The sequence below is a fragment of the Neobacillus drentensis genome, assembly GCF_036965245.1.
Lineage (GTDB): Bacteria > Bacillota > Bacilli > Bacillales > Cytobacillaceae > Neobacillus > Neobacillus drentensis_G.
This window is the reverse complement of sequence record NZ_JBALPG010000184.1, coordinates 1-6,185: the sequence shown is the minus strand read 5'-3', so window position 1 is coordinate 6,185 and position 6,185 is coordinate 1. Positions and strand designations below refer to the sequence as shown.

Annotated in this window: 6 protein-coding genes and 2 pseudogenes; all 8 read left to right on the top strand. The window is 33.1% G+C overall.

Features of this window, described 5'->3' with window-relative positions; translation table 11 throughout:
* Positions 1-184 (top strand): excalibur calcium-binding domain-containing protein (locus V7150_RS24680; protein WP_335523534.1); only part of this gene is annotated, 184 nt, incomplete at its 5' end.
* A gap of 79 nt (positions 185-263) precedes the next feature.
* Positions 264-605, top strand: coding sequence for a hypothetical protein (locus V7150_RS24675; protein WP_335523532.1), 342 nt, complete (start codon positions 264-266; stop codon positions 603-605).
* 28 nt (positions 606-633) lie between these two features.
* Positions 634-1,119 (top strand): SMI1/KNR4 family protein, encoded by a 486-nt coding sequence (locus V7150_RS24670; protein ID WP_335523531.1) that lies wholly within the window; start codon positions 634-636, stop codon positions 1,117-1,119.
* 841 nt (positions 1,120-1,960) lie between these two features.
* On the top strand, positions 1,961-2,503 hold the full coding sequence (locus V7150_RS24665) for an AAA family ATPase (RefSeq protein WP_335523529.1): 543 nt from the start codon (positions 1,961-1,963) through the stop codon (positions 2,501-2,503).
* Between the two features lie 656 nt (positions 2,504-3,159).
* Positions 3,160-3,780, top strand: a pseudogene (locus V7150_RS24660) (thermonuclease family protein); the annotation flags it as partial.
* Between the two features lie 532 nt (positions 3,781-4,312).
* The gene (locus tag V7150_RS24655) at positions 4,313-4,768 is read left to right on the top strand and encodes a GNAT family N-acetyltransferase (protein WP_335523525.1); all 456 of its coding nucleotides are present in this window, start codon (positions 4,313-4,315) and stop codon (positions 4,766-4,768) included.
* A gap of 265 nt (positions 4,769-5,033) precedes the next feature.
* Positions 5,034-5,336, top strand: coding sequence for an SMI1/KNR4 family protein (locus tag V7150_RS24650; RefSeq protein ID WP_335523524.1), 303 nt, complete (start codon positions 5,034-5,036; stop codon positions 5,334-5,336).
* A 50-nt stretch (positions 5,337-5,386) separates the two neighbouring features.
* A pseudogene (locus V7150_RS24645) lies at positions 5,387-6,078 on the top strand (aspartate/glutamate racemase family protein).
* Positions 6,079-6,185 lie beyond the last annotated feature (107 nt).

Here is a 6,185-nt window from a genome sequence, read left to right as displayed (position 1 = left end):
GGAGGCTGAAGCTAAAGCACAAGCAGAGACTTCAGCAAGTTCGACTACTTCTAGTGGAGGGTCAGAGTTCTTTGCCAACTGTACTGATTTAAGAAAGGTATATCCAAATGGCGTTCCAGCTGATCATCCAGCATATCAATCTAAAATGGACAGAGATAAAGATAATTATGCTTGTGAGAATTAGTAGACTTATGAGGTAATTTATTTGTTTTAATCGGCCCCTCTCAAATAAAGAACATCATTTTTATTTAGCCGAGGGACTCGTGGATATAGATGAAATTATTGAGTACGGTGGATCTGAGATAAATGAAAAACAATTTTTTAGTGTGTGGAACACATATAGAAATCACATTATTGATAAGTGGAACGAGACAAAAGAAAAATTCCCTATCGGAGATGAGAGTTGCGGCATAATTGAAGTTTTTTATCCTGAAGGAGTAATTATTAGTATTTCACCAGATATAATTGGCATCGCTGACTATAATCAATTTAGTGATAGTACAAACCCAGAAAATCTTTACCCACAACACAAAATAAAAGGGAAAGTTGTCGGATATGACGAAGAAAATATGTGGTTAGTAATTGGGAATCCTAGGGTATTTTAGATTTGCTTCGATAAAGGTAGGAAAAGGTATGGAAATTCAACTATTGATAAATAAAGTAAAAAGCTTCCCAAACTGTAAAGTGCATTCTCCTTCAGGCTATCCCGTTATCGAGAAAGGGCATCTTTTGCCAAACGATTTATATGATTTTTATAGAATATGTGGTGGAATTGAATTATTTATTGACTGTGAATATGGGATAACAATTGTTTCTCCTAAAGAGTTTGTACTAGCAAACCCTGTAATTATCGGTGAAAAAGCTGAATATGATATTTCTTCAAATTGGTACATAATTGGTCGTGATAGGAATAACGATTACTTAACAATTGACCTTAACAAGTCACGTTTAGGTAGATGTTATGATAGCAATTGGGAAATTCACGGTGTTGCTGGTAGCTGCCCAGTAATCGCCAATTGCTTTACAGAGTTATTAGAACGCTTAGTAATGATTAACGGTAAGCATTGGTACTGGCTGCAAGATAATTTTACATCTTTGGGAGATGCCTATGATGAATAAATATAACTGTTTGTTGTACGAACGGGGGCAAGAGCAAAAGACAAAGATCGCTGCGGCGGTCTTTTTTCTTATTCGACTAACGAGAGGTTAGTTGAAGAAGGAGTAACTAACTACCGCATTGAATATTTATATGAATGGACGATTTTAAAAGGGGAGAGTTAATCTGAAACGTCTTCTTTTAGGAATTTTGTTAGTATTAATTATACTTTCAGCTATGTACTATTTTCTATCTCCTAGTGCTTAATATGTAAAAAACACGAGACTGCTTTGGCAGTCTATTTTTCTTCTTGAACTGGCAGGTTAGCGGAAGAAGGAAATAGAAAATAAAAGTAGAATGTATTTAAAGGATTGAAATTGTTATTCCGAGTCAGAATAGTTAAACAACGATTAATTAATTGGGAGTTAGAAGATGAAAAATAAAAAAAGAAATAGAGACGGCTTTTTTAAAGATACCCTAATTGAGTTTATATTTGAAGTGGTTTGGAACATCTTAATGTTTATACCAAGAATGATAATTCGCTTAATAGGGAACATTTGGTGAAGTAGTTAGTCAAAATAGAGCTAACGAGGGCGATTGCAAATAAGAGCTGTCGTTTTTTTACAAACAAGACAGCATTCCTGTAATAAATGAACTGTAAAAAGGATAAGTTTGTGAATAAACGCACTTAAACTAAAGGGTGCTTGAGTTCAAGAAGGATAGCAGCCATTTGATCCTTTTTCTTATTCGACTAACTGAGCAGTTTAGTTGGACAATGGTCATTAGCTTTTTTTAACAATCGAACCATATAATAGAATAATTAGGAAATTAAGTTATGTTTAATAAGCGTAGGAGGTAATTATGATGGCTCTAAGTAAAGGTGTTTATATTGTAACAGGGATAATGGCCTCAGGAAAAACTACAATTGCACAAATGTTAGCAAAACAATTTGATAAGGGTGTTCACGTGCATGGAGATATTTTTCGTAAGATGATTGTAAAAGGAAACATTGATATGACACCTGATTATTCCAAAAGTGCGGTAGAGCAATTGATGCTTCGATACAATTTGGCGGCAAATGTGGCCAATCAGTATTACAAAGCCGGATTTTCTGTTGTTGTGCAGGATACTTATTTGGGAAAAGAAGTGCATTCTTTTCTTCAGGCATTTGAATCAAAGTCGGTTTACTTTATTACGCTAAATCCAAGTGTCGAAGCAATTATGGAAAGGGAGAAAAAACGTGATAAGACAGGTTATACCACATGGGAGTTTGAACCTCTTTATGAAGTATTGATAAATGAAAATCCGAGGATAGGACTTTGGATAGATTCATCAGATATGACTCCTGAAGAAACGCTATCTGAGATTATTAAGCGTGCGGAATCAGAGGCACGAATTGTAATATAAAATAAGCATTATCTTTTGTGACCATATTTTATGTGTTAAAATTTATTTCCGTCTTCAGCAATCGGGCGCTTTTCTTTAGTAAGAAGGCGTCTTTTTGATATGCCCCTACACATCAAGGGATTAGATTTTGTTAAGGTAAAAAAAATGTGAAGATTTTCACTTAAACTATCGGGTGCTAGAGTTTAATAAATGACCGTTACCGCGGACTTTTTTTGTTGAACCAACGTAACAGGTAATTTGAATGTGCGCATAGGGCGTTGTTCAAATGGAAGTCATTGGATAATAGAGAAAGTCACAGAAGTGAAAGCAATTTGGTTGTAAGCCTGCCTAGTTTTTTTAATGGGTGGGGTTACTCGTAACAATTTTTTTGTAATAGGTGCTTTTGGTGATATTCTTTTCCCTAAGATTTTTGTTAATAATACACTAATAGAAAATCTATTAATTTCTTCACCGTTTATTCTATAAAAGTCAAATCAAAAATATTTAATAAGATTAAATTTCATTATAAATTAATTATGTACAACTATAACTGAGCAAAGAATTTAATGTGTACAGGTTAACAAACTTGTACATTCAATAAAAGCGAAAAATCTCTATATTTTGAAGGTATCAGGATTAAAATATATAAATATGTGCACCATTTATTATGGTGATAAGATGGCGATACGATTGAAACTTCTGACGGTAGAAAAGTTCGTTTGATTGGTGTTAATACTCCTGAGTCTACGACTAGACATGAACAATATGGAAAAGAAGCAAGTAATTATACGACTACAAAGCTTGCCGGCAAACAAATTTGGATGCAAAAGGATGTTTCGGAGACAGACCCATATGGCAGAATACTTCGAATTATCTTGTTGGCAATCCCAACAAATGATATGGATGAAAATGAAATGCGTTCTAAAATGTTTAATGCCGATTTGGTGCTAAATGGCTATGCTGAGCCATCTACTTATCCACCAGATGTAAAATATAGTGAGTATTTTGTAAAGTTTGCAAGGGAAGCCAGGGACTCAAATAAAGGACTATGGGCTTTTGGACAAAACGGAACTACTAAAGGAGATTTAGATTCGAATGAAACAGCGAATAATGAGTCTTCAGGCGGGGCTTCAGGAGGAACGTCGGGAGGAGGATCAACTACTTCAAGTGGTGGATCAGAGATCTTTGCCAATTGTACAGAGATAAGAAAGAAATATCCAGATGGTGTAGATTCCACTCACCCTGCCTATCAAGCAAAAATGGATAGGGACCACGATAATTATGCTTGTGAACAGTAAAGTTTATATTTTAGTAGACTTATGAAGTAATTTATTAGATTATAAATTGTGGAAAACATTGGCCCTCTCAAATAATGAGAAGGGCTAATTTTTTTGTAAAGCGATAATATCTTCTTCAACGGGTGCAAGAGTTTAAGATTGGGATTGCTGCGGCAATCCCATGTTTATTATCACACTAAGATGGGATTTGAAATTTTAGAAAGGAGACAAGGATATAGATAGAGTTTCAGTAAACACCAATTATGACGGACTAAATCAAGACAGAGTTTTATTTGTAAAACGATTGGTTTAAAAAGTTTTATCTAAACTAAAGTTGTACAAGAATTGAAGATCGAAGCTGTCATTTTGGAAGCTTTTCTTATTCGACTTACGGTTCAGTATAATGGTGTTTAGAAAACAAATGTTGTTATTCAACAACGAAGTCAGTTAATTTAAAAAAATACAAATTAATAGATATTTATGTTGTTTGTTATTTTTTTGGCATGAATGTTGCTTTATCTTTTATTGAATAAAATTGGGAGGAGAAATAAAAATGGAAACAGTTAATATTAGGACTGCTACAAAAGATGATATCCCACAACTTTTTGAATTAATGAACCAGTACATCGTTGATTTCTACAAGTGCCCTCGTCCAAGTGAAGACTCACTCAAAAAATTGATTAATCATTTACTTGAAAATCCTTATGAAGGTATCCAGTTTGTTGCCGAGATGGAAACAAACCGATTAGTTGGATTTGCTACATTATACTTCACGTTTAATACACTAGAGGTAAAACGGATGGCTTTTTTATATGATTTGTTTGTAACACCCAATATACGGGGTCAAAAGATTGGAGAAAGATTATTTAATATTTGTCTTTCTTACGTTAGAGAAAATGATTACTCTCATATGATTTGGGAAACTGCTCATGATAATCAAGTTGCTCAAAAGTTATATGACAAGATGGGAGCAAAAAAACAAGTTTGGTTAAACTATGAAATAAAGTAATTTTATTATGCTTATTTGAATAAGTTATTCAAAGTGTACTAACATTAGAATGTTATTAAGACCTGATTTGCTTGAAAAGTTGACATAAAGAATTCCATCTTATGAATTGTTCTTCAACTAAAAGCTGCAAGTGTTGAAGAACAGGGATTGCTACGACGATCCTTTTTTCTGTTGAGCTCTCTAACCGGAGTTTAGTGAAAAAAAGGAATTTCCAATTACCTCACGAATACTATCTACTATTCAATTTTTGCTTAAAGGTGAGAGAATGAATAATTATTCAATATTAACTATTTTGGAAGCATTAAAAACAAGATTAGATGAAAATAATTTATTAAGTGTCCATAGTACATCTGGATTATATTCTAAAGTTGGTTTTACATTTAACAAACCCATTACACATCAAGAATTAGAACATTATTTGACAAAAAATTATTTGACGTTACCAGCTGAATATAAAGATTTATTATTACATAATGGTGCAGAGTTCTTTACCTACGAATATGGATACTCCTTATGTATTTATTCAATCGAAGAAATGATTCGTGAATACAATTCAATAATTGCATGAAAAAAATATACAATTGTTTAGTGTATTTCAGATGAATGAGGGGATTATGTATGAAAACTATTGGTCTAATTGGTGGAATGAGTTGGGAGTCATCGCTGGAATATTATCGTATTATTAATGAAGAAGTGAAAAAGAAATTGGGAGGTTTACATTCAGCTAAGTGCCTTTTGTATAGCGTAGACTTTGAAGAAATAGAACGTTATCAAGCAGAAGGTAATTGGGATAATGCAGGAAAATTATTAGGAAATGTTGCTAAATCTTTAGAACAAGCAGGAGCTGAAATTATAGTAATCTGTACAAATACAATGCACAAAGTGATTGGATCTATTGAAGAAAAAGTTAGTTTACCTATTTTACATATTGCTGATGCAACAGCTAAACAAATTCGTAAGTTAGAAATAAGTAAGGTTGGGTTGCTTGGCACTAAATATACAATGGAGCAAGATTTTTATACGTCACGAATAGAGTCAAATGGTATTAAGGTTTTGATACCGAATCAAGAGGATAGAGATATTATAAATAAAGTAATTTATGAAGAATTGTGTTTAGGAAAAATTCATCAATCATCAAGGAATTATTACAAAAAGGTGATTAAGAGTTTAGTTGATAATGGAGCGGAAGGAATAATATTGGGTTGCACAGAAATAGGATTATAGTAAAACCAGAGGATTCAGATGTTCCATTATTTGATACAACAGTGATACACGCTATTGAATCAGTTCATAAAGCAATTGAAGGATAATTTAATTAGAAGAAAAGTAACATTTTCTTCTTTTACAACGTTATAGCCTATATTTAAGTTGGGGACTGTTTCGGCAGTCCTCTTACTTGTTCCATTAAAGTTACAGG

What these genes read in the sequence shown, in the direction of transcription:
- V7150_RS24670 (WP_335523531.1), top strand. Translation starts at nt 634, where the DNA reads ATGGAAATTCAACTATTGATAAATAAAGTAAAAAGCTTCCCAAACTGT.
- V7150_RS24655 (WP_335523525.1), top strand. Translation starts at nt 4,313, where the DNA reads ATGGAAACAGTTAATATTAGGACTGCTACAAAAGATGATATCCCACAA.
- V7150_RS24665 (WP_335523529.1), top strand. Translation starts at nt 1,961, where the DNA reads ATGGCTCTAAGTAAAGGTGTTTATATTGTAACAGGGATAATGGCCTCA.
- V7150_RS24650 (WP_335523524.1), top strand. Translation starts at nt 5,034, where the DNA reads ATGAATAATTATTCAATATTAACTATTTTGGAAGCATTAAAAACAAGA.